The organism is Pseudomonas triticicola, assembly GCF_019145375.1.
GTDB lineage: Bacteria > Pseudomonadota > Gammaproteobacteria > Pseudomonadales > Pseudomonadaceae > Aquipseudomonas > Aquipseudomonas triticicola.
Map to the genome: position 1 here is coordinate 332,942 of NZ_JAHSTX010000002.1, position 24,513 is coordinate 357,454.

At 61.4% G+C, this 24,513-nt stretch carries 22 protein-coding genes; 8 read left to right on the forward strand and 14 right to left on the reverse strand.

The features are described 5' to 3' along the window. Nucleotides 1-606 (reverse strand): LPS-assembly lipoprotein LptE, encoded by a 606-nt coding sequence (locus KVG85_RS23325; RefSeq protein WP_217865145.1) that lies wholly within the window; start codon nucleotides 604-606, stop codon nucleotides 1-3. Nucleotides 607-694: 88 nt separating this feature from the next. Then, entirely contained in the window at nucleotides 695-3,301 is a 2,607-nt protein-coding gene (gene leuS / locus KVG85_RS23330; protein ID WP_160768622.1) for a leucine--tRNA ligase, read from the reverse strand. A 255-nt stretch (nucleotides 3,302-3,556) separates the two neighbouring features. Between leuS and KVG85_RS23335 the strand changes: the two genes are divergently transcribed. Both KVG85_RS23335 and KVG85_RS23340 read left to right on the forward strand, forming a co-directional pair. Then, nucleotides 3,557-3,880 (forward strand): hypothetical protein, encoded by a 324-nt coding sequence (locus KVG85_RS23335; RefSeq protein ID WP_024014441.1) that lies wholly within the window; start codon nucleotides 3,557-3,559, stop codon nucleotides 3,878-3,880. 104 nt (nucleotides 3,881-3,984) lie between these two features. Next, nucleotides 3,985-4,746 (forward strand): YdcF family protein, encoded by a 762-nt coding sequence (locus KVG85_RS23340; protein WP_217865146.1) that lies wholly within the window; start codon nucleotides 3,985-3,987, stop codon nucleotides 4,744-4,746. 116 nt (nucleotides 4,747-4,862) lie between these two features. On the opposite strand, the gene lnt is transcribed toward KVG85_RS23340, so the two are convergent. The 5 genes from lnt to miaB form a co-directional block, all read right to left on the reverse strand. Beyond that, nucleotides 4,863-6,386, reverse strand: a complete 1,524-nt coding sequence (lnt, locus tag KVG85_RS23345; RefSeq protein WP_217865147.1) for an apolipoprotein N-acyltransferase — start codon at nucleotides 6,384-6,386, stop codon at nucleotides 4,863-4,865. Between the two features lie 17 nt (nucleotides 6,387-6,403). Next, entirely contained in the window at nucleotides 6,404-7,243 is an 840-nt protein-coding gene (locus tag KVG85_RS23350) for a CorC family transporter (RefSeq protein WP_007909641.1), read from the reverse strand. A 5-nt stretch (nucleotides 7,244-7,248) separates the two neighbouring features. Further along, nucleotides 7,249-7,743 (reverse strand): rRNA maturation RNase YbeY, encoded by a 495-nt coding sequence (gene ybeY / locus KVG85_RS23355; RefSeq protein ID WP_217865148.1) that lies wholly within the window; start codon nucleotides 7,741-7,743, stop codon nucleotides 7,249-7,251. Further along, entirely contained in the window at nucleotides 7,736-8,728 is a 993-nt protein-coding gene (locus KVG85_RS23360) for a PhoH family protein (RefSeq protein WP_122506635.1), read from the reverse strand. Before KVG85_RS23360 ends, ybeY begins: the two co-directional genes overlap by 8 nt. Before the next feature lie 181 nt (nucleotides 8,729-8,909). Beyond that, nucleotides 8,910-10,238 (reverse strand): tRNA (N6-isopentenyl adenosine(37)-C2)-methylthiotransferase MiaB, encoded by a 1,329-nt coding sequence (gene miaB, locus KVG85_RS23365; RefSeq protein ID WP_016773044.1) that lies wholly within the window; start codon nucleotides 10,236-10,238, stop codon nucleotides 8,910-8,912. A gap of 132 nt (nucleotides 10,239-10,370) precedes the next feature. Between miaB and KVG85_RS23370 the strand changes: the two genes are divergently transcribed. Then, a complete protein-coding gene (locus KVG85_RS23370) occupies nucleotides 10,371-10,700 on the forward strand; it encodes a DUF1820 family protein (RefSeq protein ID WP_016773045.1) in 330 nt (109 codons plus the stop codon). A gap of 124 nt (nucleotides 10,701-10,824) precedes the next feature. On the opposite strand, the gene KVG85_RS23375 is transcribed toward KVG85_RS23370, so the two are convergent. The 4 genes from KVG85_RS23375 to KVG85_RS23390 all read right to left on the reverse strand — a co-directional run bounded on the left by KVG85_RS23375 (nucleotide 10,825) and on the right by KVG85_RS23390 (nucleotide 14,342). Next, nucleotides 10,825-11,379 (reverse strand): tetratricopeptide repeat protein, encoded by a 555-nt coding sequence (locus KVG85_RS23375; RefSeq protein WP_122506637.1) that lies wholly within the window; start codon nucleotides 11,377-11,379, stop codon nucleotides 10,825-10,827. 224 nt (nucleotides 11,380-11,603) lie between these two features. Further along, nucleotides 11,604-12,887 carry a glutamate-1-semialdehyde 2,1-aminomutase gene (gene hemL / locus KVG85_RS23380; protein WP_217865149.1) on the reverse strand — a complete coding sequence of 428 codons (1,284 nt, stop codon included), beginning with the start codon at nucleotides 12,885-12,887 and terminating at the stop codon, nucleotides 11,604-11,606. A gap of 15 nt (nucleotides 12,888-12,902) precedes the next feature. After that, a complete protein-coding gene (gene thiE, locus KVG85_RS23385) occupies nucleotides 12,903-13,526 on the reverse strand; it encodes a thiamine phosphate synthase (protein WP_122603844.1) in 624 nt (207 codons plus the stop codon). 18 nt (nucleotides 13,527-13,544) lie between these two features. Continuing rightward, the gene (locus KVG85_RS23390; RefSeq protein ID WP_007909650.1) at nucleotides 13,545-14,342 is read right to left on the reverse strand and encodes a hydroxymethylpyrimidine/phosphomethylpyrimidine kinase; all 798 of its coding nucleotides are present in this window, start codon (nucleotides 14,340-14,342) and stop codon (nucleotides 13,545-13,547) included. A gap of 301 nt (nucleotides 14,343-14,643) precedes the next feature. Between KVG85_RS23390 and KVG85_RS23395 the strand changes: the two genes are divergently transcribed. The 4 genes from KVG85_RS23395 (at nucleotide 14,644) to KVG85_RS23410 (ending at nucleotide 21,131) form a co-directional block, all read left to right on the forward strand. Then, nucleotides 14,644-16,995 carry a hybrid sensor histidine kinase/response regulator gene (locus KVG85_RS23395; RefSeq protein WP_217865150.1) on the forward strand — a complete coding sequence of 784 codons (2,352 nt, stop codon included), beginning with the start codon at nucleotides 14,644-14,646 and terminating at the stop codon, nucleotides 16,993-16,995. A gap of 95 nt (nucleotides 16,996-17,090) precedes the next feature. Next, complete coding sequence (locus KVG85_RS23400; RefSeq protein ID WP_217865151.1) at nucleotides 17,091-18,740, forward strand: acyl-CoA dehydrogenase family protein; 1,650 nt, start codon at nucleotides 17,091-17,093, stop codon at nucleotides 18,738-18,740. 183 nt (nucleotides 18,741-18,923) lie between these two features. Continuing rightward, nucleotides 18,924-20,423 carry an AMP nucleosidase gene (amn, locus tag KVG85_RS23405; RefSeq protein WP_016773051.1) on the forward strand — a complete coding sequence of 500 codons (1,500 nt, stop codon included), beginning with the start codon at nucleotides 18,924-18,926 and terminating at the stop codon, nucleotides 20,421-20,423. A 72-nt stretch (nucleotides 20,424-20,495) separates the two neighbouring features. Continuing rightward, entirely contained in the window at nucleotides 20,496-21,131 is a 636-nt protein-coding gene (locus KVG85_RS23410) for a pseudouridine synthase (protein ID WP_225926893.1), read from the forward strand. Here KVG85_RS23410 and KVG85_RS23415 read toward each other — a convergent pair. Together KVG85_RS23415 and KVG85_RS23420 are read right to left on the reverse strand one after the other, a co-directional pair. Further along, complete coding sequence (locus tag KVG85_RS23415; protein WP_016773053.1) at nucleotides 21,126-21,335, reverse strand: DUF2788 domain-containing protein; 210 nt, start codon at nucleotides 21,333-21,335, stop codon at nucleotides 21,126-21,128. The two genes, KVG85_RS23410 and KVG85_RS23415, sit on opposite strands and share 6 nt — an antisense overlap. A gap of 412 nt (nucleotides 21,336-21,747) precedes the next feature. Further along, the gene (locus KVG85_RS23420) at nucleotides 21,748-22,227 is read right to left on the reverse strand and encodes an Lrp/AsnC family transcriptional regulator (RefSeq protein ID WP_007909658.1); all 480 of its coding nucleotides are present in this window, start codon (nucleotides 22,225-22,227) and stop codon (nucleotides 21,748-21,750) included. A gap of 451 nt (nucleotides 22,228-22,678) precedes the next feature. Here KVG85_RS23420 and KVG85_RS23425 point away from each other — a divergent pair, with 451 nt between their 5' ends. Continuing rightward, nucleotides 22,679-23,617: a DUF6515 family protein gene (locus KVG85_RS23425; protein ID WP_217865152.1), complete on the forward strand. Its 939-nt coding sequence runs from the start codon at nucleotides 22,679-22,681 to the stop codon at nucleotides 23,615-23,617. On the opposite strand, the gene KVG85_RS23430 is transcribed toward KVG85_RS23425, so the two are convergent. Continuing rightward, nucleotides 23,611-24,507, reverse strand: coding sequence for a cation diffusion facilitator family transporter (locus tag KVG85_RS23430; RefSeq protein ID WP_217865153.1), 897 nt, complete (start codon nucleotides 24,505-24,507; stop codon nucleotides 23,611-23,613). The two genes, KVG85_RS23425 and KVG85_RS23430, sit on opposite strands and share 7 nt — an antisense overlap. Nucleotides 24,508-24,513 lie beyond the last annotated feature (6 nt).

The window sequence follows — 24,513 nt, forward strand, 5'->3', positions numbered from 1 at the left end:
TTACTGCTGCGGGATTTCGAGCGGCGACTGACGCGGGGTTTCCGCCTCAGCCTTCTGCGCCGCTTCCAGCGCATCGGCTTCAGCCTTGGCGCGGTCATTGGCGGTTTGCTGCAGTTGCTGCAACTGGCCAGGAGTCAGCTGTGACAGGCGCAGCATCATGCGCTGCACCAGCTCGCGGCGGATTTCATGACGGGCGTCGTTGGCTTCCTGATCGGAGCCGACGAGGTTGTTGCCGTCGTGAATGAACACCTTCTGCACTTCGAGCTTGTCGCTGATCAGCGACAGGTCTTTGTCGCCGCGGATGTCATAACTCAGCACAGTGTTGACCTGATACTCGCCTGTACGGCCGGCACCGGCATAGCTGAGAATGCGCTGGCTTTCCTGTTCGTCAGCCAGGTACAGCTTGTACGGCGCGCCTGTGTAGACCTTGACGCCGCTGGATTCCAGCGTCTGACGCAGCTGTGTCACGGTTTCGCCGTAAGCGTTACGCGCGCTCAGGTCGATTTCCTTGATCGACAGTTCGTTGGTGCCGGTACCACGCAACTGGAAACCGCAGGCGCTCAGCAGAACGGCGAGGCCCATCACCAGCAGATTGCGTTTGATCATTGTGTTGCTCCCCTTGAAACCAGGTGAGCCGACTCTGCGGCCCGAAAGGTTTTACTGGCTGCCAGGCGAGCCTGGCAGCCGATCCAATTTAGCTGGCGACGATGTTGACCAGTTTGCCCGGTACCACGATCACTTTGCGAATGGTCAGGCCGTCGACGAAACGCAGCACGTTTTCGTTGATGCGTGCAGCGGCTTCGATTTCTTCGCGGGTGGCGCTGGCCGGCATTTCGATCTGCCCGCGCAGCTTGCCGTTGACCTGAATGACCAGGGTCAGGTTGTCCTGCACCAAGGCACTTTCGTCCACGGCCGGCCAGCCTGCATCGATCACCGCATCGGCGTGACCCAACTGCTTCCACAGTTCGTGGCTGATGTGCGGGGTGATCGGTGCCAGCAGCAGGGTCACCGCTTCCAGACCTTCGTGCAGCAGCGCGCGGTCCTGTTCGGTGCCTTGGGCGGCTTTTTCCAGCACGTTCATCAGCGTCATCACCTGAGCGATGGCCGTGTTGAATTTGTGGTTCTGGCCGACGTCATGGCTGGCCTGCTTGATTGCCAGGTGGATCGCACGACGCACGGTTTTCTGCTCGTCGTTCAGAGCGGCGATATCCAGTTTGCCCGGCAGGCCCTGGGTGACGTGGGCTTGCGCCAGACGCCAGACGCGCTTGAGGAAACGGTGCGAACCTTCAACGCCGGAGTCAGACCATTCCGCGCTCATGTCAGGCGGCGAAGCGAACATCATGAACAGGCGGCAGGTGTCGGCGCCGAACTGGTCGATCATCGACTGCGGGTCGACGCCGTTGTTCTTCGACTTGGCCATCTTCTCGGTACCGCCGATTTCCACCGGCAGGCCGTCGGATTTCAGCTTGGCGCTGATCACCTTGGCTTTGCTGTCACGCTCAAGTTCCACGTCTGCCGGGTTGAACCAGGTGTAGGCGCCATTGGCTTCGCGACGATAGTAAGTCTCGGCGATCACCATGCCCTGGGTCAGCAGGTTCTTGAACGGCTCGTTGGAGCTGACCAGACCTTCGTCGCGCATCAGCTTGTGGAAGAAGCGCGCGTAGAGCAGGTGGAGAATGGCGTGTTCGATACCACCGATGTACTGATCCACCGGCAGCCAGTGATCGGCTGCGGATTTCTCCACCAAACCGCCCTCGAAGTGCGGCGAGGCGTAGCGGGCGTAGTACCACGACGACTCGACGAAGGTGTCCATGGTGTCGGTTTCACGCTTGGCCGGCGCGCCGCATTTCGGGCAGCTGCATTCGTAGAACTCGGGCATGCGCGCCAGCGGCGAACCGGCGCCGTCCGGCACCACGTCTTCCGGCAATACGACCGGCAGTTGATCTTCCGGCACTGGCACGTCACCGCACGCCGCGCAGTGGATGATCGGGATCGGGCAGCCCCAGTAGCGCTGGCGGCTGATGCCCCAGTCGCGCAGGCGGAACTGGGTGCGCGAGGCGCCGAGTTGTTTCTTGATCAGGGCGACTTCCATGGCGTCGAACGCGCCGGCGAAGTCGAGGCCGTCGAACTCACCGGAGTTGATCAGCGTGCCGTGCTCGCCGTAAGCGTCCTGCCACGGCGCCGGGTTGGTGTCACCGGAGCTGGTGCGCACCACCGATTTCACCGGCAGGTTGTACTTGTGAGCGAACTCGAAATCGCGCTCGTCGTGGGCCGGAACCGCCATGACCGCGCCGTCGCCGTAGTGCATCAGCACGTAGTTGGCGACCCACACCGGCAGCTTCTCGCCGGTCAGCGGGTGCTCGACGAACAGGCCGGTCGGCAGGCCTTTCTTTTCCTGGGTGGCGACATCGGCTTCAGCGACGCTGCCGCCCTTGCATTCAGCGATGAACGCTTGCAGCTCGGGATTGTTCTGCGCGGCCAGGGTGGCCAGCGGGTGCTCGGCAGCGACGGCGACGTAGGTCGCGCCCATCAGGGTGTCCGGACGGGTGGTGAAGACTTTCAGGGTGCCGGCTTCGCCGATCGAATCGACGTTGTACGGGAACTGCACTTCCATGCCACGGGACTTGCCGATCCAGTTGCGCTGCATGGTCTTGACCTGTTCCGGCCAGCCAGTCAGTTCGTCGAGGCTTTCCAGCAGCTCGTCGGCGTAAGCGGTGATCTTGAAGTAGTACATCGGGATTTCGCGCTTTTCGATCAGCGCGCCGGAGCGCCAGCCACGGCCGTCGATGACTTGCTCGTTGGCCAGAACGGTCTGGTCGACCGGGTCCCAGTTCACGGTGCCGTTTTTACGGTAGATCACGCCTTTTTCGAACAGGCGGGTGAACAGCCATTGTTCCCATCGGTAGTAGTCCGGCTTGCAGGTGGTCACTTCACGGGACCAGTCCACCGCGAGGCCGAGGCTGCGCAGCTGCGACTTCATGTAGGCGATGTTCTCGTAGGTCCACTTGGCGGGCGCTACGTTGTTTTTCATTGCGGCGTTTTCCGCCGGCATGCCGAACGCATCCCAACCCATTGGCTGCAGAACATTCTTGCCCTGCATGCGCTGGTAGCGCGAGATCACGTCGCCAATGGTGTAGTTGCGCACGTGGCCCATGTGCAGCTTGCCGCTGGGGTAAGGGAACATCGACAGGCAGTAGTAGGTTTCCTTGCCTGGCTGTTCACTGACTTCAAAGGACTTTTGCTCATCCCAGAACGACTGGGCGGCGGCTTCGATCTCACGTGGCTGATATTGTTCGTGCATGGCTACTTTTGTACTGGATAGGGGTGGCCTAATCCTCTTCGACGGCGGCATCCGGGATGGCCCGGGTGCGCTGGAAGTGGAATGACAGGAAGCGCCGTAGCATACATGACCGCGCTTGGCCGAGGGAAACCCTGATTACAGCTGTTTGCCAGACCTTTTGGACTACGAGGGCCGTTGGTCGCGGCGTGTAGCCGGTTCGTGCAGCGAAGCTAAGCTCTAATTGGGGAGTGAGTCTTATCTTCAATGAGGTGAGGGATGGTGGAGCAACGGAAAAAGAACGTAACGAAACCCGAGTTGTATGAAAGGTTGATCGATCGTCTGGGCATGGCGCTGGACGCCGTGAAAACCGCTGACCGGCTGCGCGACGAGCGCCCCCTGGAACTGGAATTGCGTGGCTTGAGTCCCGCCGAGTTCAAACTGGTCAAGGCCTATCTGGATCGCAGTGAACGTGAAACGCAGGGATGCCTGTCTCAAGCAGTGAAGCAGCTCGATGCAGCACATTCGGCCAAGGTCATCTGGCTCAAGGACAAGGCGCCGCGCAGAGACACCGGCAAGGTGCGTTCTGTGCAGGCCAAGTAAGCGCATGGCAGGTCATGAAACGGATCTTTTGCAACCGGATCCGGCCTACTGGTTGTAACGCGTAATCAACACTCTTAGGCTTCGGGCATCTTTGGAGATGCCCGATGCCCCTTCGCTATTTCATCAAACAACTTTTACTGCCGCCCGGCATTCTTTTGCTGCTGTTGCTGGCCGCCTGGTGGCTGCGCCGCTCGCGGCCTCGTCTGGCTGGCGTATGTTTTGCCTTCGGCTTTGGTGGCCTGCTGCTGATGAGCCTGCCGGTGGTCGTGCAGTGGAGCGCCAAGGCGTTGGAACGTGAGCCGCCGCTGGCGCGGCAGGAATGGACGACCCTGGCGCAACGTGCCGATGCGATTGTGGTGCTGGGCTCGGGACGCGAGCGCGGTGACATCGCCTGGGGCGAAGACCAGCCGACCGGCGTCGGCCTTGAGCGTCAGCGTTACGCCGCACGCCTGGCCAGGGCCTCGGGCCTGCCGATTCTGACCAGCGGCGGCTTGCATTACGGCACGCCCCCGACCGAGGCGAAGTTGATGGCGGACTCGTTGCGTGATGACTTCGACGTGAGCGTGCGCTGGCAGGAAGGCGCGAGCCGTACCACTTGGGAAAACGCCAGGATGACGGCGGACATTCTCTTGCCGCAGGGGATCAAGCGCGTCGTCGTGGTGACGCAGGCGTGGCACATGCCGCGTGCGGTGTGGAGCTTTGAGCAGGCAGGATTCGAAGTGGTGCCGGCACCGGTGGGCTTTTTAGGCACTGACAACGCCCGGCCGTTTGGCGGCTGGCTGCCGGAGTTCAAGTCGATCTGGCAGAGCGGGCAATTGCTCAATGAAGCGGTGGGGCAGGTGGGGTATTCGTTGTTTTACCGCTGAAAATCATTTTGGCGAGGGGATTTATCCCCGATGAGGCGTGTAGCGGCCCCTCTCTTACCTTCAGAAGAGGGGACTGCTGCGCACTCCAGCGGGGATAAATCCCCTCGCCACATTTCTCAGAGGGTCTTCGACATCCGGCTCGCCATCAGCGCCCAGCCAAACAGCAGCAGGCACAACGCGATCAACGGCCACGAGCGCCATTGCAGATACGGCGTCAGATCGTGCATCGGTACCACTTCGCCGTACAGCACGCCTTGTTCGAACTGCGGAATCTGCTCGGTGATCTGCCCGAACGGATTGATCAGGCCGGTGACGCCGTTGTTGGTCGCGCGGATCATCCAGCGTCCGGCTTCCAGCGCGCGCATCTGCGCCATTTGCAGGTGTTGCAGCGGGCCGATGGACGTGCCGAACCAGGTGTCGTTGCTGATCGTCAGCAACAGATCACTGCGTGCCGACAGGCCGGCGGCGAATTCCGGATAGACCACTTCGTAGCAGATAAACGGTGCGATCTGGTAACCCTTGGCTTGCAAGAGCGCTTGATCCGACGGGCCGCGAGCGAAGTCCGACATCGGCAGGTCGAAGAACGCGATCAAGCCGCGCAACAGGTCCTGCAACGGCACGTACTCGCCGAACGGCACCAGTTTCTGCTTCAGGTAAGTGCCGTCGCCTTCGCCGACCACGGTGATGCCGTTGAAGAAGCGCCGTTCGTGATGCACGGTCTGGCGGATCGGCACACCGGTGATCAACGCCGATTTACGCTCGGCGGCGAAGTTGCCCATCATCGTCAGGTAGCCCTCGGCGGACTCCTTCAACACCGGCACGGCGGTTTCCGGCCAGATCAGCAGATCGACCGGTTTGGAGCGGAAGCTCAGATCACGGTACAGCGCCAGTTGCGCGTTGAGTTCTGCCGGGTCCCATTTCATGCTTTGCGCGACATTGCCCTGAATCGCGGCGACCGTCAGCGGTGCGCCGGACGGGCTGGTCCACGCGTGGCCTTTGAGGGCGATGCCTGCTACCCAAGGCCCCGCCAGAAGTACCACACCGGCAGCGATAAAGCCTTTGCGACGCGTCTGCAACAAGCGCGGCGCGTTGTAGATCAGCGCCGCCGTCAGTGCCAGAACAAACGAGACCAGCCACATGCCGCCCACCGGAGCGAGCCCGGCCAGCGGACCGTCGAGCTGGCTATAACCGGAATACAGCCACGGAAAACCGGTGAGGAACCAGCCGCGAAACGCTTCCTGGCCGACCCACAGCGCAGCAAAGGCCAAGGCATCCGCCAGCGGTGCTTCGTTACGCCGCAACCAGCGCGCCCATAGCCACGCGGGCAGGGCGAAGAACCAGGCAATCGCCGCGGTGAACAGCAGCATCAGGAGCCCGGCGAGCAACACCGAAGCGCCACCGAAATGATGAATGCTGTAATAGATCCAACTGGTGCCGGCACCGAACAGGCCGAAGCCGAAGCACCAGCCACGGCCGAGCGCCTGACGCGGGCTCAGCTCACGCAAACCGGCATAGAACAGACCAACCGCCAGCAATGCCAGCGGCCAGATGTCGAACGGGGCGAGAGCGAATGTGGTGATTGCACCGGCCGCCACGGCCAGCAGGTTACCGGGCCAGCCGGGGCGGGTTGTCCAGCGCATTTCAGTCCTTAGATTTCTTACCGGGCGATTGGGGTCAGTCGCAGCAAATGAATCCGACGGCTGTCGGCGTTCAGGATACGGAAGCGATAGGCGCCGATTTCAGTGATTTCGTTGCGTTTTGGCAAGTGGCCGAACGCGCTCATCACCAGACCGCCAACGGTATCGAACTCGTCGTCGGAGAATTCGCTGTCAAAGAACTCGTTGAAGTTCTCGATCGGCGTCAACGCCTTGATCAGGAAGTCACCGCTGGGCAGCGGCTTGATGTAGCTGTCTTCTTCGACGTCGTGCTCGTCCTCGATGTCGCCGACGATCTGTTCCAGCACGTCTTCGATGGTCACCAGGCCGGCCACACCGCCGTATTCGTCGATGACGATGGCCATGTGGTTGTGGTTGGCGCGGAATTCACGCAGCAACACGTTCAGGCGCTTGGACTCCGGCACGAAGGTGGCCGGGCGCAGCAGGTCCTTGATGTTGAAGCTGTCGCCGTTTTCCTTGAGGATCAGCGGCAGCAGGTCCTTGGCCAGCAGCACGCCCATCACGTCGTCATGGCTTTCGCCGATGACCGGATAGCGCGAGTGGGCCGAGTCGACCACGGCGGGGAGGAATTCGCGGGGTGTCTGGGTCGCCTTGATGCTGATCATCTGCGAGCGCGGCACCATGATGTCGCGCACTTGCAGGTCAGCCACCTGGATGGCGCCTTCAACGATGGCCAGCGCTTCGCTGTCCAGCAGTTTGTTCTGATGTGCATCACGCAGCAGCTCGAGGAGCTCCTGACGGTTCTTCGGCTCGTGGGCAAAAGCCTGGGTCAGTTTACCCAGCCATGACTTCTGCCCGTTGCTCGATCGATCTTCGCTCATAGCGATTACTCTGAATCCTTTGTTGTAACGATTGGGGAGTGTTCGGTTTCGTCGTCCGCGTACGGATCGGGATAGCCCAGTTCAGCAAGCAACTCGCGTTCCAGTGCTTCCATTTCTTCGGCTTCATCGTCATCTATATGGTCGTAACCGAGCAGATGCAAGCAGCCGTGAATGACCAGATGTGCCCAGTGGGCCTTTAGTTCCTTGCCCTGCTCGGCGGCTTCGCGTTCGACCACGGCCACGCAGATCACCAGATCGCCGAGCAGCGGAATATCGAGAAACTCGTCAGGCACTTCCGCCGGGAACGACAACACATTGGTCGCGTAGTCCTTGTGGCGCCAGGTGTGATTGAGCTCGCGGCCTTCTTCCTCGTCGACCAGACGAATGGTCATTTCCGAATCGGCGCTGCGCGGGCGCAGGGCCAGTTCGCACCACTGACGGAACTCGGCTTCACTCGGCGCGCTGGCCTCGGTGGCGATTTGCAGATCCAGCTCAAGCATCGCGCGAGGCTTCCTTCGCGGCTTCGGCACGGGTCTCGAAGCGCTCGTAGGCCTCGACGATCCGCTGCACCAACGGGTGGCGCACGACGTCTTTGGGCTGGAAGTGGGTGAAGCTGATGCCCGGCACGTCTTTGAGCACTTCGATCACATGGTGCAAGCCGGACTTGGTGCCGCGCGGCAGGTCGACCTGGGTGATGTCGCCGGTGATCACGGCTGTGGAGCCGAAGCCGATCCGCGTGAGGAACATCTTCATCTGCTCGACGGTGGTGTTCTGGCTTTCGTCGAGAATGATGAAGCTGTTGTTCAGCGTACGACCGCGCATGTAGGCCAGCGGCGCGACTTCGATCACCTGTTTCTCGATCAACTTGGCGACGTATTCGAAACCGAGCATTTCGTACAGCGCGTCGTAGAGCGGGCGCAGGTACGGGTCGATCTTCTGCGACAGGTCGCCGGGCAGGAAGCCGAGCTTTTCTCCCGCTTCGACTGCCGGACGCACCAGCAGGATGCGGCGGATCTGCTCGCGCTCCAGCGCATCCACCGCGCAGGCCACGGCCAGATAGGTCTTGCCGGTACCGGCCGGGCCGATGCCGAAATTGATGTCGTTGCCGAGGATTTCCTTCACGTAGCGCTGCTGATTCAAGCCGCGTGGGCGAATCATGCCTTTCTTGGTGCGCAGGGCGACGGACGCTTCGGCGGGGGCCGGGTTGTCGATATCTGCTGATTCTTGAATGAACAGGTGCACCAAGTCTGGCGACAGCTCGGTACCCTTGGTTTCCCGGTACAGGCGGCGCAGCAGGTTTTCTGCGGACGTGGTGAGTTTTGGATCGCCAATCAACTCGAACTGGTTTCCGCGATTGCGGATCTCGATGGCCAGGCGCTGTTCGATCAAGCGCAAATGCTCGTCGAATTGCCCGCACAGATTGGCGAAGCGGCGAGCCTCAAAAGGCTCGAGGAGAAAACGATGTGGTTCGATGGGTGCGTTCAAGGTCGTATTTAGCCGCCCTGGGGCAATTAGGATGAAATCAAGGATAACGCCAGTGGCGTGGGTGCGAAAGCTCTTAAATATCGACGCTGCTTTCCAACCCATTCTCTGTGGCTGGCGGGGTCTTTTGTGGTGAGGGGATAAATCCCCTCACCACAGAAACCCCATCCACAATGCGATGGTGTTACTGGATCAGCGAACCACGCAGTGAGTGCGGTTGCGCGGCGTCGATGTGCACGTCGGCGAACTGGCCGATCAGGGTGGGATTGTCGCAGCGAAAGTTGACGATACGGTTATTCTCGGTGCGGCCCTGCAGCTCCCCCGGGTCTTTCTTCGAGTAATCGGTCACCAGAATGCGCTGGATCGAACCGACCATTTGTCGGCTGATTTCGAAGCCCTGCTGATTCAAACGATGTTGCAGCGCGTTCAGACGTTCTTTCTTCAATTCTTCCGGGGTGTCGTCGGCCAGATCGGCAGCGGGCGTGCCCGGGCGCTGGCTGTAGACGAACGAGTAGGAGAAATCGAAGCCGACATCGGCAATCAGCTTCATGGTCTGTTCGAAGTCCTTCTCGGTTTCGCCGGGGAAACCGACGATAAAGTCCGAGCTGATGCAGATTCCTGGCACCGCAGCGCGCAGTTTGCGCAGTTTGGATTTGTACTCCAGTGCCGTGTGGTTGCGCTTCATCGCCGCGAGAATCCGGTCCGAGCCCGACTGCACCGGCAAATGCAGGTGCTTGACCAGTTCCGGCACTTCGGCGTGGGCCTGGATCAGGCTGTCGGAGAACTCCAGCGGGTGCGAGGTGGTGTAGCGGATGCGGTCGATGCCATCGACAGCGGCGACCACGCGGATCAGTTCGGCCAGATCGGCCAGACGACCGTCGTGGGTCTGGCCGCGATAGCCGTTGACGTTCTGCCCGAGCAAGGTCACTTCACGCACGCCGTGTTCGGCCAGGTGAATGATTTCCGCGATCACGTCGTCGAACGGTCGGCTGACCTCTTCGCCACGAGTGTACGGCACCACGCAGAACGTGCAGTACTTGCTGCAACCTTCCATCACTGAAACATAAGCGCTCGGGCCGTCGATACGCGGCTCCGGCAGGTGGTCGAATTTTTCGATTTCCGGGAACGACACGTCGACCTGCGGCAGCTTGCTGCTGCGCGCGGCGTCGATCATTTCCGGCAGACGGTGCAGGGTCTGCGGGCCGAACACCACGTCAACGTAGGGAGCGCGATCGCGGATCGCCGCGCCTTCCTGACTGGCCACGCAACCGCCGACGGCGATGACCATGTCCGGGTTGGCCAGCTTCAGTTCGCGCCAGCGGCCGAGCTGCGAATACACGCGGTCTTGCGCGCGTTCGCGGATCGAGCAGGTGTTGAGCAGAATCACGTCGGCGTCTTCCGCGCGAGCGGTGACTTCCAGGGCCTGATGTTCGCCCAGCAGATCGACCATGCGCGAGCTGTCGTACTCGTTCATCTGGCAACCGTGGGTTTCGATGTAAAGCTTCTTGGCCATGGATTCGGGTCGTCACGTGATTCAAAGAACCGCGCATTATAGGGAACAAGCCGTCAGGTTCCTACCGCTGTGCGTCCGGTGGCTATGCTATAGTTCGCGCCCTCATTTTTACCCCGATGTTATCCGCCCGCCATGACCAAACGCGAAGCTCCAATCTACAAGGTGATTTTCCTCAACCAGGGCCAGGTGTTCGAAATGTACGCCAAGCAGATCTATCAAAGTGATCTGTGGGGTTTCCTGGAAGTTGAAGAATTCGTCTTTGGCGAGCGTACGCAAATGGTCGTCGATCCGAGCGAAGAAAAGCTCAAGGCGCAGTTCGAAGGCGTGGTGCGCAGTTTTGTGCCGATGCATTCGATCGTGCGCATCGACGAAGTCGAACGTCTGGGCACGCCGAAAATCAGCGAAGCCCGTGGCGCGGTCGGCAATGTCATGCCGTTTCCGATGCCGATGCCTGAAAAGTAAGCTTCAAGACCGCGTAGCCCCCATTCGCGAGCAGGCTCGCTCCCACAGTAGATATCCAGTGTTCAGAAGATCCTCTGTGGGAGCGAGCCTGCTCGCGAAGAGGCCAGAAAGGTCGGCGCAAAAATCAGGGAAGAGGTGAAAACGGCGTACGCCCATCGGCGTTCTGCAGTTCCATCAGGTATTTGCGGAAAATCTGCCCGAGCACCTGAGTGGCGGTTTCGAGATCTTCGCGGGACATCTTTTCCGAGACTTCGTCAGCCGTGTCCAATGCCTCTTCGGCACCGTTGACCGCTGCCATCTTCAGCACGATGTAGGCCTGGATATTGTTGGCCTGCACGCCTTCACCGTGGAAGAACATGCTGCCGAGCTTGTATTGCGCCTGGGCGTGGCCTTGCAACGAGGCCTTTTCGAAATAGGTCAGGGCTTGATTGAGGTCGCGCGGCGCGTTCTTGCCGTCGTAATAGAACTCACCCAACTCGTATTGCGCTTGCGCGTCCCCTTCGTCCGCCGCTTTCTGGCAGGCGGCCAGTGCCTGCGTGACGTCTTGCGGCTGAGTATTGAGGGTGCAACGACCCATCGCCGGGATCAACAACGAGTTGCCGCCTGCTTGTGCATGCGCGAGCAGGGGCTGAAGGAGCAACAGGCAGCCCAATGCAAGGGTGCGGCCGGTGCGGTTCATGGGAATCGACTTACCTCTGAAGGGCGCGCGGACCCGTCGAGGGATCCAATAAGCGCGCATTATGAAATAAGCAGGGCCAACCTTACAAAGTCTTTACTCGTTTTTCTGCTGCGTGGGGAATATATCGCCCGATTCGGGCAGGATTTTCGCAGGCACGTCGGAAAAACCGAGCGGATGTAGGCGAAAGCTGACGCTGGCCATAGCCAACGTCAGCGGTACGGCGATTATTTCAATGCGGCGAAGGCGCGCTCGGCGGCGTCCAGCGTCAGTTGCAGCTCGGCTTCGCCGTGGGCGATCGAGGTGAAACCGGCTTCGAACGCACTCGGTGCCAGGTACACGCCACCTTCCAGCATCAAGTGGAAGAAGCGACCGAACATTGCCGCGTCGCTGGCCATCACGTCGTCGAAGGTGACGATGTCGTCGGCGCCGCTGAAGTACAGACCGAACATGCCGCCGGCCTGAGTGGTCACGAACGGGATGCCCGCAGCATCGGCACGCTGTTGCAGACCGTCGAGCATGCGCGAGGTGTAGTCGGTCAATTCGGCGTGGAAGCCCGGGCGGCTGATCAGACGCAAAGTTGTCAGGCCGGCAGCCATCGCCAGCGGATTACCCGACAACGTACCGGCCTGATACACCGGGCCCAGTGGGGCGATGCGCTGCATGATCTCGCGTTTGCCACCGAAGCAGCCCACCGGCATGCCGCCGCCGATGATCTTGCCGAACGTGGTCAGGTCCGGCGTCACGCCGTAGTGCGCCTGGGCACCGCCGAGGGCGACGCGGAAACCGGTCATCACTTCGTCAAAAATCAGCACCACACCATGTTTGTCGCATAGCGAGCGCAGGCCTTCGAGGAAGCCCGGCGCTGGCGGCACGCAGTTCATGTTGCCGGCGACCGGTTCGACGATGATGCACGCCACTTCCTCACCCACTTCAGCGAGCATCGCTTCAACCGCGTCGATGTCGTTGAACGGCAGGGTCAGGGTGTGTTTGGCGAAGGCTGCCGGCACGCCGGCCGAGCTCGGTACGCCCTGGGTCAGAGCGCCGGAACCGGCCTTGACCAGCAGGCTGTCGGAGTGGCCGTGGTAGCAGCCTTCGAACTTGATGATGCTGTCGCGACCGGTGTAACCACGGGCCAGACGGATCGCACTCATGGTCGCTTCGGTGCCGGAGCTGACCATGCGCACCATGTCCATCGACGGCACCAGCGAGCAGACCAGATCGGCCATCTCGGTTTCCATCGACGTCGGTGCACCGTAGGACAGGCCGTGTTGCAGCTGATTGCGCACCGCGTCGAGCACGTCCGGATGGCTGTGGCCGAGGATCATCGGGCCCCACGAACCCACGTAATCGACATAACGCTTGTCATCTTCGTCGGTGACGTAAGCGCCTTCGGCGTGTTTGAAGAACAGCGGGGTGCCGCCGACGCTCTTGAACGCGCGCACCGGCGAGTTGACGCCGCCGGGGATGTGTTTCTGAGCATTGGCAAACAGGGTTTCGGAACGAGACATGATCGGGCTCTCAAATCAGATTTTCAGAAGTTCGTTGAAGGCGCGGGCGCGGCGGGTCACTTCGGCGCTGCTCTCGGCGCCGAACAAACCGTGGATCACGGCGAGCAGATCGACACCGTGCTCGACCAGCGGCGCGGCGTTATCGAGGGTGATGCCGCCAATCGCGCAGATCGGCAAGTGCAGCGTGCGTTTGGCTTCGTCGAGCAAGTCGAGGCTGCAACTCGGCGCACCGGGTTTGGTGGTGGAATTGAAGAAGCGGCCGAAGGCAACGTAACTCGCGCCTTCTTTGGCAGCCTGTTCGGCCAGAGCGATTTGCCCATGGCAAGTCGAACCGATGATCGCTTTCGAACCGAGCAGGGCGCGGGTCGGCGAGAGCGGGCCGTCGGTCTGGCCCAAGTGCACGCCGACGTTGAGGCGTGCGGCCAGCTCGGCGTCATCGTTGATGATCAGTTGCGTCTTGTAGCGCTCGCACAGGTTGCGCAACGCCTCGGCCTCGCGCAGACGGCGGGCCTCGTCGCTGCTCTTGTCGCGGTATTGCAGCAGGGTGACGCCGCCGTCGAGCGCCGCCTCCACGTAAGACAGAAACTTGCCGGTCAGCAACTGGCTGTCGGTAATGGCATACAGGCCACGGAGTTTCATCGGGCAGACCTCACGACGTTACGAGCAGAAATCCAGCGGCAGGCGACGCGGCACGAACTGGCCTTTGCCCAGTTGTTCGGCATCGCGCAGCGTCCGCCAGGTGTAATCCAGCGCACTGCGCACGGCACTGGCCAAGTGCTCGCCCTGAGCCAGGCGACCGGCCAAAGCGCTGGCCAATGTGCAACCGGAGCCGTGATAGCTGCCCGGCAGGCGCTGGCAGATAAAGGTTTCGCGCAGGCCGTCGCGGCTGTACACGCGGTTATGGATTTCAGTTTCGTCGCCATGGCCGCCGGTAATCAGCAGGTTTTTGACGAATGGCAGGAGTTTTTCCGCGCACTCGTCGGCTGTGCCTTCGGGCAGTTCGGCGAGGATGCGCGCTTCAGGAAGATTGGGCGTGGCAATGATCGACAGCGGCAGCAGACGCTCGCGCATCGCGTAGCCGACCTCGTCCTTGCCCAGGCGTCCGCCGCCGCCGGCACGCAGCACCGGATCGCAGACCACTGGCAGATGCGGGTGCGCCGAGAGCAGTTCGACGACCGTGTCGACCATCTCCAGCGAGCCGAGCATGCCCAGTTTCACTGCGGCGACTTCGGAGTCATTGAGCACGGCGTTGGCCTGGGCCAGTACCCACTCACGGTCGAGGACGCGGAAGTCCGTGACGTTTACGGTGTCTTGCACGGTCAGGGCGGTGACGGCCGGAGCCGCATGGCAACCCTGCGCGAGCAAGGCTTCGATATCTGCCTGCAAGCCGGCGCCACCACTGGGGTCGTGGCCGGAGAGACAGAGGACAACGGGGCGGGAGCTGTAGATATTCATGGTGCGCGAGCTTACCACCAAAGCTGATTTTGGGGTGTGGGTGGCAGAGCAAGATAAATGCAGGAGCTACCGGAGGCTGCGATCTTTGACGTTCCTGACCATTCCAACAGCTCTATCTCGGTGCTTTGCCCTGGAACGCCCGTTCTAGAGCCGTTGTAGGAAAAATTTCCATGGTGCTCAATGGCCATCAACGGCTATGCTAGGCTGGATCCAAACAATCACAGGTAATACCGGTTTTACGTCTACTCAAAGGGAATGGGGGGCTTCCTGACACAACCGGACGAGCCACGCTGGGGCTTCAATGCGCTATTTGCTGATGTTGCTGTTCTGCTTGCCCCTCATGGCGAGCGCCGTCGAATTCGACGAATTCACCCAGAGCCTGCCACTGGGCCGATCGCTGCAAGTGTTCGAAGACCCGAGCGGTCAGGCGACGATTGCCGACGTCCGCGCGCAAGACGCCGCCGGCCAGTTCAGAACCCACGACAAAGCCACGCTCAACGCCGGTTACTCGCGTTCGGCATTCTGGCTGAAGATCGACCTGCATTACCGCCCGAGCAACCCGGCCGCCCAGCGCACCTGGCTACTGGAACTGGCGTATCCGCCACTCGATCACCTCGATCTTTACTTGCCCGACGCCACCGGTGCCTACCGACTGGTGCGCCAGACCGGCGATGCGTTGCCCTTCGCCAGTCGCGAGATCCGCCAGAACAACTACCTGTTCGACCTACCCTTCAAACCGGATCAACAGCAGACGCTGTACCTGCGACTGGCCAGCGAAGGCTCGATCCAGGCGCCGGTGACGTTGTGGTCGAGTACCGCGTACCTCGAAGACCAACCGGTGCGCCTGTATGTGCTCGGCATCATTTATGGCGTGCTGCTGGGGATGCTGGTCTACAACCTGTTCATCTACCTGAGCGTGCGCGACACCAGTTACCTCTATTACATCTTCTATATCGGCTCGTTCGGCCTCTATCAATTGTCTGTAAATGGCGCGGCGGTTGAGTATTTCTGGCCGGACAACCCATGGTGGGCCAACGCCGCGACGCCGTTCTTCATCGGTTGCGCCGGGCTGTTCGGCAGCCAGTTCGCCCGCACTTTCCTGCAGACCAAGACCCACAGCCCTTGGCTGGATCGCTTGCTGATCGGCCTGATTGTCTTCAGTGCGCTGGTGATCGGCCTGTCGCTGATGACCAGTTACGCCTTGGCCCTGCGCCTGGCCACCACACTGGCCCTGACCTTCACCGTGGTGATCTTCGCCGCCGGGATTCTTGCCTGGTGGCGCGGCCTGCGCGTGGCGCGTTACTTCATCATCGCCTGGTCGGCGTTCCTGCTCGGCGGCATCGTCAACACGCTGATGGTGCTGGGTCTGCTGCCCAACGTGTTCCTGACCATGTACGCCAGCCAGATCGGCTCGGCCATCGAGGTGGCGCTGCTGTCGCTGGCGCTGGCCGATCGCATCAACGCCATGCGCGAACAACAGGCGCAGACCTTGTTCGACGCCGGGCAGAAACTCGAAGTGCTCAACCAGCAACTGGCCCACAGCAACAAGCTCAAGGACGAATTCCTCGCCACGCTGACCCACGAACTGCGCACGCCGATGAATGGGGTGATCGGTTCGCTGGAGCTGATGCAGACCGTCGACCTCGATCCCGAGCTTGAGCAATATCAACAGACCGCCGCCGGTTCTGCTCGCGACATGATGCGCATGGTCAATGGCATCCTCACGCTCACTGAATTGCAGGCCGGCAAGCTCAAGGCGACGCCGGGCAGTTTCAGCCTGCGCGCAGTGGTCGAGGCGTTGCGCGTGCAGTTCGAAGGCAATGCAGCGAGCAAGTCGCTGGACTTCAAGGTCGAGGTGCTGCCGACCCTGCCGGATCGCTTGCTCGGCGACAGCGCGAAACTGGCGCAGTGCCTGGAATGCCTGCTGGACAATGCGATCAAGTTCACCCGCGTCGGCGGGTTGGCGCTGCGCGTCACCGGGCGGCCGTCGGCGGATGAGCGCATGGCGCTGTCGTTTGCGGTGATCGACACCGGTATCGGTTTCACTGATCTGGGCGAGGCGACCCTGTATCAGCGTTTCTTCCAGCTCGACGGTTCGATGACTCGCGAATACGGCGGCCTGGGGGTGGGTCTGGCGATCTGTCGGCAACTGGTCGAATTGCTCGGCGGCAAACTCACCCACCGCTCCGAGCCCGGAAGCGGCAGCCGCTTCCAGCTCGATGTCGAATTCGAACTGCCCGTGATCGAAACACCTGCGGATCAGCCGACCCGCGATTGCACGCGTGCGCCGCAGGACTGCACGGTGCTGCTGGTGGACGACAACAGCGTCAACCAACTGGTGATGCGCGGCATGTTGCTCAAGCTCGGTTTCCGCGTGCGCAGCGCTGATAACGGCGCCGCTGCGCTGGACTGCCTGCAACGGGAAAGCTTCGATGCGGTGCTGATCGACTGCCAGTTGCCCAGCCACGAAGGCGCATCGCTGTGCTGCCAGATCCACGCGCTGCCGGGCTGCGCGCACCTGCCGGTGTTCATGTTGGCGCTGGGCGCGGATCGCGAGCAATGCGCGCCGGGCGCGGCGATCGACTATCTGCCCAAACCGGTGAAATTCGAGGATCTGCAAGCTGCATTGCAGCGCCGCGTGCTCAGCTGCTGATGGGGTAAAAGCGCCGCAAAAACGGCGCGTATGACACTTTGTTCAAAAAAGCACCAGTGCTTAACTGGTGCCATTGCTGAACACGGAGTGCCGTCATGAACCTGCATCAGTTCGCCGAAACCCACGAAGTCACCAATCAGCCGCCATCGCTGGACGGCACCAACCTGTACCGCATCGACCTGCCGTTACAGGAGTGGTCGCGGCGTTTTGGTGCCGGTTGGGCCGAGTCGCGCATCGATGCCTATGGCGCACTGGCGGGTGGGCCGCTGATGGATGCGGGGTTTCTCGCCAACCAGAACAAACCGCTGTTTGCCAGCCATGATCGCTACGGCCATCGCATCGATCTGGTCGAGTTTCACCCGGCTTACCACCAGCTGATGCGCACCGCGATCGAACATGGCCTGACCTCGCTGCCTTGGGCACACCCGCAGGACGGCGCGCATGTCGCCCGCGCTTCGATGACCTATCTGCACAGCCAGGCCGAGGCCGGCAGTGGTTGCCCGCTGACCATGACCTTCGCCAGCGTGCCGGCCCTGCGCTTGCAGCCGGAGCTGGCCGAGCAGTGGCTGCCGAAAGTCCTCGCCACCGAATACGATCCGCGCAACGTCGGCATGGCGCACAAGGCCGGCGTGACCATCGGCATGGCGATGACCGAGAAGCAGGGCGGCACCGACGTTCGCGCCAACACCACCAAAGCCTATCCGGTCGGCGCCAGTGGTCCGGGTCAGGCTTATGAACTGGTCGGGCACAAGTGGTTCTGCTCGGCGCCGATGTGCGACGCCTTCCTGACATTGGCGCAAACCGACAAGGGCTTGAGTTGCTTCATGCTGCCGCGCCATCGCCCGGACGACACGCGCAATCAGTTCTACATCCAGCGTCTGAAAAACAAACTCGGCAACCAGTCCAACGCCTCCAGCGAAGTGGAGTTTCGTGGGGCGCTGGCATGGATGATCGGTGAAGAAGGGCGCGGCGTGCCGACCATTATCGAGATGGTGGCGATGACCCGTTTCGATTGCATGGTCGGCTCCAGTTCGCTGATGCGCCAGGCACTGACCCAGGCCAGCCATCACTGCGCGCACCGCAAGGTCGGCGGCAAACTGCTCAGCGAACAGCCGCTGATGCAAAACGTACTTGCCGATCTGGCCCTGGAAAGCGAAGCCGCGCTGGCCCTGAGTCTGCGCATGGGCAAGGCACTGGATCATCTGGATGATCGCCACGAAGCGCAGTTCGCGCGGCTGGTGACGGCAGTGGGCAAATACTGGATCTGCAAACGTGCGCCAGGAATGATCAACGAAGCCGCCGAATGCATGGGCGGCGCCGGTTATGTCGAAGACAGCATCCTGCCGCGCCTTTACCGCGAAGCGCCGGTGAATTCGACGTGGGAAGGGTCGGGGAATGTGCAATGTCTCGACGTACTACGCGCGCTGTCGAAGGAGCCGGGCGTGCTCGATGTGCTGTTCAGCGAACTGGGCGATGGCCATGGCGACAAGGGTCTGGCCGCGCATATCCAGCAGTTGCAGGCGCAGTTCAAGGACACCAGTGACATTCAGTATCGGGCGCGGCAGCTGACCGAAGACATCGCGCTCGGGTTGCAGGCCAGGCTTCTGTTGGAGGCGGGGAATTCGGCGGTCAGTGATGCTTTCATTGCCAGCCGTCTGAGCGGTGGCGGTCGCGTCTATGGCGCGTTGCCGCGTGGGCTGGACGTTGAAGCGATCGTCGCCCGCTCGACTCCACAGCTTTTCTGACCCACCTCAAATCTCCCCCTGTGGGAGCGAGCCTGCTCGCGAAAACGGTGTGTCAGTCGACATCTTTATTGGATGATCCACCGCATTCGCGAGCAGGCTCGCTCCCACAGGGGACATCATTGATCTGCAGATTTAAGTATCGCCACAACGCCACTGTTCCCGTGCGTCCACGATGCAGGCAAGATGAAGCTCTGCAAGTCAGAACACAGGAAGCTGATCGTGACCGAAGCGTTTATTGTCGTTCAAACCGCCGAACAAGCCGTGGATCGTCTGGCCGAGCTGCATGAGCGGGCCACCACTGCGCTGAATTCTGCCCTCAAGCGTTACCTCAAGGACCGCGTCGAACCCGACGCCGAACAGCGTGCCCTGTTTCGTTATCCCGAACTGCGTCTGACCTACCACTGCCAGGGCGAAGTGCCGCAGACCACCCGCGCTTACGCCAAGGTACAGTTGCCGGGCACTTACAGCGTCACCGTCACCCACCCGGCGGCGTTTCGCAAATACCTGCTCGAACAACTGACGCCGTTGATGCACGACTTCACCGTGACCGTGGAAGTCGGCGTCAGCCAGCAGAACATTCCGTATCCGTACGTGGTCGAGCAGGGCGATGAACTGGCCGGTTCCGGCGTCACCGCGGCGGTGCTGGCGCGGGTGTTCCCGAGCACCGATCTGTCCGCCGCCACCGATGGCATTGCCGACGGCCTCTACGACTGGGAAAACACCGATCCGCTGCCACTGGCACTGTTCGACGCCGCGCGCGTGGACTTCTCGCTGCGCCGTCTGGTGCATTACACCGGCAGCGACTGGCGCCATGTGCAGCCGTGGATTCTGCTGACCAACTATCACCGCTACGTCGATCAGTTCATCGTTCATGGTCTGGAGCAGTTGCGCCGCGACCCGCGTTTCGTGCGCATGGTCCTGCCGGGCAACGTGATCATCGAGAAGAGCATGGACCACGGCGAAGCCTCGGCCATTGCCGCCGGTGTGGTCTGGCACCGTTACCAGATGCCGGCCTATCACCTGATCGCCAGCGACGGCCACGGCGTGACGCTGGTGAATATCGGTGTCGGCCCGTCCAACGCCAAGAACATCACCGATCACTTGGCCGTGCTGCGCCCGCATTGCTGGCTGATGATCGGCCACTGCGGCGGCCTGCGTCAGTCGCAGACCATCGGCGACTACGTGCTGGCCCACGCCTACATGCGTCGCGACGGCATTCTTGATCGCGTGGTACCGCCGAATATTCCGATCCCGGCACTGGCCGAAGTGCAGCTTGCGCTTCAACAGGCAGCGGCGAATGTCACCGGCGAGAAGGGCGACGATCTGAAGAAACGCCTGCGCACTGGTACGGTTCTGACCTACGACGACCGTAACTGGGAACTGCGCTGGGCTCAGGAACGACCGCTGATCAACCTGTCCCGCGCGGTTGCGGTGGACATGGAAAGCGGCACGATCGCAGCGCAGGGTTATCGCTTGCGGGTGCCGTACGGCACGTTGCTCTGCGTTTCGGACAAGCCGCTGCACAGCGAAATCAAACTGCCGGGCTCGGCCAACGCCTTCTATGAGCGCGCGGTCAGCCAGCATTTGAAAATCGGCATCGAAGCGGTGGACCTGCTGCGCACCGAACTCAACTCGCTGCACTCGCGCAAGTTGCGCAGCTTCGACGAGCCGCCATTCCGTTAACGGTTAGTCGTGGTCATTTGGCGGTCGGGGCACTAGCATTGTCAGCCCTGATCGCTAAATGTTCTGTCTCTTATGTCCCGTCCCCCGCGTCCACCTTCCCGCCGCCCCGGCGTGAAGCCTCAGTCTTCTGCCCCGCGCCGTGTTGCCAAGGCACCACCGGCCGAGCCGAAACTGATCCTGTTCAACAAACCCTTCGATGTGCTGACGCAATTCAGCGACGGTGAAGGGCGGGCGACGCTCAAGGATTACATCGATGTGCCGGGGATTTATCCGGCCGGACGTCTGGATCGTGACAGCGAAGGTTTGTTGCTGCTGACCAACGACGGCCAGTTGCAGGCGCGCATCGCCGATCCGAAACACAAACTGGCGAAGACTTATTGGGTGCAGGTGGAGGGCGAGCCGACGGCCGAGCAGTTGCAGCGCCTGCGTGATGGCGTCGAGCTGAATGACGGCATGACTCTGCCCGCCGAAGCGCGGCGACTGACTGAGCCGCAGTTGTGGCCGCGCAATCCGCCGGTACGCTTTCGCGCGACCATACCGACTTCATGGCTGGAACTGGTGATTCGCGAAGGGCGCAACCGTCAGGTGCGGCGCATGACGGCGGCGGTCGGGCTGCCGACTTTGCGTCTGGTGCGGGTCAGGATTGGCGACTGGACGATTGAAGGGCTGGATCAGGGCCAGTGGCGGGAAGTGCCGGCGCGCTTATAAGGCGCCGGATTCGATCAGGCCGATCACCACACTCTTGATGATGAACGCGGCCACGCCCAGGCCCAGCACGAAAAACAGAATGAACGAGCCGAACCGCCCGGCCTTGGACTTCTTCGCCAGATCCCAGACGATGAAACCCATGAAAATGATCAGGATGCTGACCAGACCGGTCATCATCCACTCTTCGAACAGTGCTGGATCCATTGGCGATCTCCGGCGTGGACAGGGCTGAAAGGGCGGCGGCGAGTATACGCCATGGTCGGTGGGGTGGCATTGATCTGGGTCTGATCCGCAATTGTTGCCCTCACCCTAACCCTCTCCCGGAGGGAGAGGGGACTGACCGAGGTGTCTGGCGTCTTACATCGACCTGAAATATCGAGTCGATTATGGGTTCACAACAGAACTTTCAGGTCGGCGTACTTCTAGAGCTTCTCTCGGTCGGCGCCCTCTCCCTCCGGGAGAGGGGACTGACCGAGGTGTCTGGCGTCTTACATCGACCTGAAATATCGAGTCGATTATGGGTTCACAACAGAACTTTCAGGTCGGCGTACTTCTAGAGCATCTCCCGGTCGGCTCCCTCTCCCTCCGGGAGAGGGCTGGGGTGAGGGGCTTTTGCTCAGCTACGCAGATGAGTCAGGGGCAGTTCGGTGCTGTTGAGGACCTGATTCAGCACAAAACTCGACCGCACGCTGGTGACCCCTTCAATCCGGGTCAGATGCCCCAGCAGCAGTTTCTGGTAGTGATCCATATCCGGCACCACCACTTTCAACTGGTAGTCGGCATCCACTCCTGTCACCAGGCTGCACTCCAGCACTTGCGGCAATGTGCGGATTGCCGCTTCGAAATTCTCGAAGCGTTCCGGCGTGTGCCGGTCCATGCCGATCAGCACATACGCGGTCAGGCTCAAGCCGAGCATCTTGCGATCGAGCAGCGCAACCTGGCGCGAGATATAGCCATCGTCTTCCAGTTGCTTGACCCGGCGCGAGCAGGGCGAGGGCGACAGACCGATGCGCTCGGCCAGTTCCTGGTTGGAGATACGGGCGTCGCGCTGCAATTCCGCCAAAATACTCAGGTCATACCGGTCGAGTTTGCTCATCAATCTGTCCTTGGTCGTAACTATTGCGGCGGATTATCTATCCAGGGTTAAAAATTGCGCAAGCAGTGTTTAATTGAGCAATTTTCGCAATCCTCTGTCGCGGCTTCAGGCCTATTCTTATCACCAGAATCACTGCTCGGTAACACAGTCCACGCGGCCCGCCCAATCAGGCCCGCCGCGGCCGCCACCCCCACCGGGGATGTGCCGGCCCCCGAGCTGCACACTGTCCAGAAGACGGGGTGAGGTGAGCCGACGTCAAAAGCGTCGAGCCAGGACGAAGTATCTCCAGAAGGGAGGCCGACGGGTCTCCCTTTTTTCTTGCCTGCGATTTCATGTTTGCGCCTCATTAAATAAGTCGCGTGACTGATAACCTGTTGCAGAACCCGGTGGGGCTGTTTCCAGTCTCAGCAACAAACCCTGCCAACGACAGGCTCCCGCAGTGAGGAAAAACATGAATTCGCGCATCTGGCGTCTGGCCGGTGTTGGTTTGCTGTGTGTGGGTGTCAGTGCGCAAGCGCTGGCCGATGAGCCGCAGAATCGCGGGCCAGGCAACGGGCCGCAGAACGACGGGATCATCCGTGGCGACAACAGCCGTCAGTTCGAGCACAACGGCCAGCCGCACAACAATGAAGGTCAATGGCAGAACCGCAACCGTGTCGATGATCGTCCAGAACCGCCTCGCCAGCCCGGTAATAACCTGCCGATCCAGCCGCGTCCCGACGCCGTGCACCAGACTCAGGAGCCGCGTCAGGGTTACTACCGCGACGAGCGCCCGCAGAACGGTTACCACAATCAGCAATGGCAGACGCGGCCACGTCCCGATGACAACCGCTGGCCGGGACGGCCGAACGGTCATGGCAATGGCTGGGGCCCCGGCCCGCAGTATCGTCCGGGCCATGTGATCGATCGTTTCCCGGATCGTGATTACCGCGTGCCGTATCGCGGTCAGGATTACTTCTATTCCGGCGGCTACTGGTATCGCCCGCAAGGCCCGCGCTACATCGTCGTGCAGCCGCCGCGCGGGATCCGCATCCAGTATTTGCCGGATTACGCCCGAGAAGTGTGGATCGGCGGCTCGCTGCTGTTCCTCGCCGCCGGCTCGTATTACGCCTATCAGGAGGCGACGCAGGATTACGTGGTGGTCGAGCCGCCGCTGCAGCAACCGCCGCAACCGCAAGCTCCGGGCTATGACGTCGAAGCCTACCCGGCCAACGGCCAGTCACCGCAGCAGGTGCAGCAGGACGGTTACCAGTGCTCTCAGTACGCGGTGCAGCAAAGCGGTTTCGACCCGCGCACCGCGACCTACCAACCGGCACCCGAAGTGGTTCAGGCCTATCGCCAGGCGCAGGGCAACTGCCTGAGCAGTCGCGGTTATCAGGTCAATTACTGATTGCGGGCGGCGAGCACCACTTCCTGTGGGTCAGCGTGCACCAGCACCTCGGCCTTCGGATAAGCTTTGTGAATCGCCGCCGCCGCTTGATCGCTGATGCCATGGGCGACTGACAGGGTCAGTTCGCCCGGCAGTTCCAGGTGCAATTGCACGAACCAGTGGTTGCCGGAAATCCGCGTGCGCAGGTCATGTGCACCGAGCACCCCCGGCACGCTGCACGCTAGCTCAAGCATGTGCTGACTGACGTCGGTCGGCAGTTCCTCGTCCATCAGTACCGAAAAACTTTCCCGGGCGATCTGGATCGCACTCCAGAAAATGTACACGGCGATTCCCAGCCCGAACCACGCGTCCAGTTGCGCAAAACCCATCGCGGCCAACACCAGCGCGATGAGGATGCTGCCGTTGAGCAGCAGGTCCGAACGGTAATGCAGTGAGTCGGCACGCACGGCGTTGGAGCCGGTCTGCTTGATCACCCGGTGCTGCAACATCAGCAGCGCGACCGTCAGCAGCAGGGAAAACACGATCACACCGATGCTCAGCCACGGTGCGCCAAGTGGTTCCGGCGTCTGCAAGCGTTGGTAGGCCTGAAACGCGATCAACACCGCGCTGCCACCGATGAACAACGCCTGAGCCATGCCCGCCAGCGATTCGGCTTTGCCGTGGCCATAACGGTGATCGTCATCCGCCGGGCGCAAGGCGTAATGCACCGCCAGCAGATTGAGCATCGAGGTGACGCCATCCAGCGCCGAGTCGGTGAGGCCGGCGAGCATGCTCACCGATCCGCTGAGCCACCAGGCAATCGCCTTGGCGACGATCAGCGTGCAGGCGACCGCCACCGAGGCGCGGGTCGCCAGCCGCAGCAGGCGGGCGTGTTCGGGGCTGGAGGTCATTGAACG